Origin of the sequence: Streptomyces sp. NPDC060194 (assembly GCF_042728285.1) — a bacterium.
In the GTDB taxonomy this organism is placed as follows: domain Bacteria; phylum Actinomycetota; class Actinomycetes; order Streptomycetales; family Streptomycetaceae; genus Streptomyces.
This window is the reverse complement of the sequence record NZ_JBHWZH010000266.1, coordinates 1-3,336: the sequence shown is the minus strand read 5'-3', so window position 1 is coordinate 3,336 and position 3,336 is coordinate 1. Positions and strand designations below refer to the sequence as shown.

At 70.9% G+C, this 3,336-nt stretch carries 1 protein-coding gene; it reads left to right on the top strand.

The genetic code is table 11. The features are described 5' to 3' along the window. Window positions 1–439: 439 nt before the first annotated feature. Window positions 440–3,268 (top strand): type I DNA topoisomerase, encoded by a 2,829-nt coding sequence (gene topA, locus ACFWEG_RS28645; RefSeq protein WP_387220929.1) that lies wholly within the window; start codon window positions 440–442, stop codon window positions 3,266–3,268. Window positions 3,269–3,336 lie beyond the last annotated feature (68 nt).

Sequence of the window (3,336 nt, the reverse complement as noted above, 5' to 3'; positions counted from 1 at the left end):
GGCTTCGCCCCGGTCGCCCCCCGTTCGCGGCTCCGCCGCGGACGCACGGGCTGCGCCCGCGCGGCCCCGCCCGCCGGCCGGGCTGTTCCCTCAGGGCTTCCGCCCGCCGACCGGGCTGATGTTCTCAGCCACCTCGCGAGGCCGGGCCGGGTCGTCCCGACCCCGCCCCGGGAAGGCGCCGGGGCGCGGCCGGAAAACGACCTCCGCGCCTCCGTCAGGGCCCCCGCGTCCGCCGTCCGGGCGGCAGGACCGCCGCGAGTCGGGTTACCGTTCCGAGTGGCTGCTGCGCACTTTTCCCGTTTGACACGGGGGCGGGAGGTACCGTCACACTCCGCAGCATCCTTCGTACGACAATCCTCGCCGTGCGACCACCCGCCGGTGTTATCGCCAGTGACGCCGGCCGAGACCTGCCGAGTGCCGACCGGAGAGAAGAGCCACGTTGTCCCCGACCAGCGAGACCGCAAAGGGCGGCCGCCGACTCGTCATCGTCGAGTCGCCTGCCAAGGCGAAGACGATCAAGGGCTATCTCGGCCCCGGATACGTCGTCGAGGCGAGCGTGGGGCACATCCGCGACCTCCCGAGCGGCGCCGCGGAGGTACCGGACAGGTACACGGGCGAGGTGCGCCGGCTCGGCGTGGACGTCGAGAACGAGTTCGCTCCGATCTACGTCGTGAACGCGGACAAGAAGGCGCAGGTCAAGAAGCTCAAGGAACTGCTCGCCGAGTCCGACGAGCTCTTCCTCGCCACCGATGAGGACCGCGAGGGCGAGGCCATCGCGTGGCACCTGCAGGAGGTCCTGAAGCCGAAGGTGCCGGTGCACCGGATGGTCTTCCACGAGATCACCAAGGACGCGATCCAGGCCGCCGTCGCCAGCCCGCGCGAGCTGAACAAGCGGATGGTCGACGCCCAGGAGACCCGCCGCATCCTCGACCGGCTGTACGGGTACGAGGTCTCGCCGGTCCTGTGGAAGAAGGTCATGCCGAAGCTGTCGGCGGGCCGGGTCCAGTCCGTCGCCACCCGTCTGGTCGTCGAGCGGGAACGCGAGCGCATCGCCTTCCGTTCGGCGGAGTACTGGGACCTGACCGGTACCTTCGCCACCGGCCGCCGCGGGGACGCCTCCGACCCGTCGACGCTGGTGGCGCGGCTGAACACCGTCGACGGCCGCCGCGTCGCGCAGGGCCGCGACTTCGGCGCGGACGGACGGCTGAAGAGCGACGTCCTGCACCTGGACGAGGCCGGCGCCCGCGCGCTCGCCGCCGCGCTCGCCGACACCTCCTTCGCGGTGCGCTCGGTCGAGTCCAAGCCCTACCGCCGCTCGCCGTACGCCCCGTTCCGCACGACGACGCTGCAGCAGGAGGCCTCGCGCAAGCTCGGTTTCGGCGCGAAGGCGACGATGCAGGTGGCCCAGAAGCTGTACGAGAACGGCTTCATCACCTACATGCGTACGGACTCCACGACGCTCAGCGACACCGCGGTGCGCGCCGCCCGCACCCAGGTCACGCAGCTGTACGGCGCCGACTACCTGCCGGAGAAGCCCCGCAGCTACGCCGGCAAGGTCAAGAACGCCCAGGAGGCGCACGAGGCGATCCGCCCCTCCGGCGACCGCTTCCGCACGCCCGCGGAGACCGGCCTCACCGGCGACCAGTTCAAGCTCTACGAGCTGATCTGGAAGCGCACGGTCGCCTCCCAGATGAAGGACGCGGTCGGCAACTCCGTCACCGTCAAGATCGCCGGGACGGCCTCCGACGGCCGCGTGGCCGAGTTCTCCGCGTCCGGCAAGACGATCACCTTCCACGGCTTCATGAAGGCCTACGTCGAGGGCGCGGACGACCCGAACGCCGAGCTCGACGACCGTGAGCGCCGGCTGCCGCAGGTCGCCGAGGGCGACGCGCTGTCGGCCGAGGAGATCACCGCCGACGGCCACTCCACCAAGCCCCCGGCCCGCTACACCGAGGCCTCGCTGGTCAAGGAGCTGGAGGAGCGCGAGATCGGCCGCCCGTCGACGTACGCGTCGATCCTCGGCACGATCCTGGACCGCGGTTACGTCTTCAAGAAGGGCACCGCCCTGGTGCCGTCCTTCCTGTCGTTCGCCGTGGTCAACCTCCTGGAGACGCACTTCGGCCGGCTCGTCGACTACGACTTCACCGCCCGCATGGAGGACGACCTCGACCGCATCGCCCGCGGCGAGGCGCAGTCCGTGCCGTGGCTGAAGCGGTTCTACTTCGGTGCGGGCGACGCCCTCGGGGCGGCTTCCGAGGCGGGCAACGGCGACGGCGACCACCTCGGCGGCCTCAAGGAGCTCGTCACCGACCTGGGCGCGATCGACGCCCGGGAGATCTCCAGCTTCCCCGTCGGCAACGGGATCATGCTGCGGGTCGGCCGGTACGGCCCGTACGTGGAGCGCGGCGAGAAGGACAGCGAGGGCCACCAGCGGGCCGACGTCCGCGACGACCTGGCGCCCGACGAGCTGACCGTCGAACTGGCCGAGGAACTGCTCGCGAAGCCGAGCGGCGACTTCGAGCTGGGGACCGACCCGGAGACCGGCCGCGAGATCGTCGCCAAGGACGGCCGCTACGGCCCGTACGTCACCGAGATCCTGCCCGAGGGCACCCCGAAGACCGGCAAGAACGCGGTCAAGCCGCGGACGGCGTCGCTCTTCAAGACGATGTCCCTGGACACCGTCACGCTCGCCGACGCGCTCAAGCTGATGTCGCTGCCGCGGGTGGTCGGCACGGACGCCGAGGGCGTCGAGATCACCGCGCAGAACGGCCGCTACGGCCCGTACCTGAAGAAGGGGACGGACTCGCGGTCCCTGGAGACCGAGGACCAGCTCTTCACGATCACCGTCGACGAGGCCCTCGCGATCTACGCGCAGCCCAAGCAGCGCGGACGGGCCGCCGCCAAGCCGCCCCTCAAGGAGCTCGGCACGGACCCGGTCAGCGAGAAGCCGGTCGTCGTCAAGGACGGCCGTTTCGGGGCGTACGTGACCGACGGCGAGACCAACGCGACCCTCCGGTCGGGCGACGACGTCGAGACGATCACCCCTGAGCGCGGTTACGAGCTGCTCGCGGAGAAGCGCGCCAAGGGCCCGGCCAAGAAGACCGCGAAGAAGACGGCCAAGAAGACCACCGCCAAGAAGGCCCCGGCGAAGAAGACCGCGGCCAAGAAGACGGCGGCGAAGAAGACGACGGCCACCGCTTCGGCGGCGAAGAAGACGACCGCCAAGAAGGCGACGGCGTCGAAGACGGCGGCGGAGCCCGCGGAGTAGCGAAACAGGGGTCCTCAGGGACCGCATGCGAGAACGGCCCTCCGCGCGGAGCGAACACCGCGCGGAGG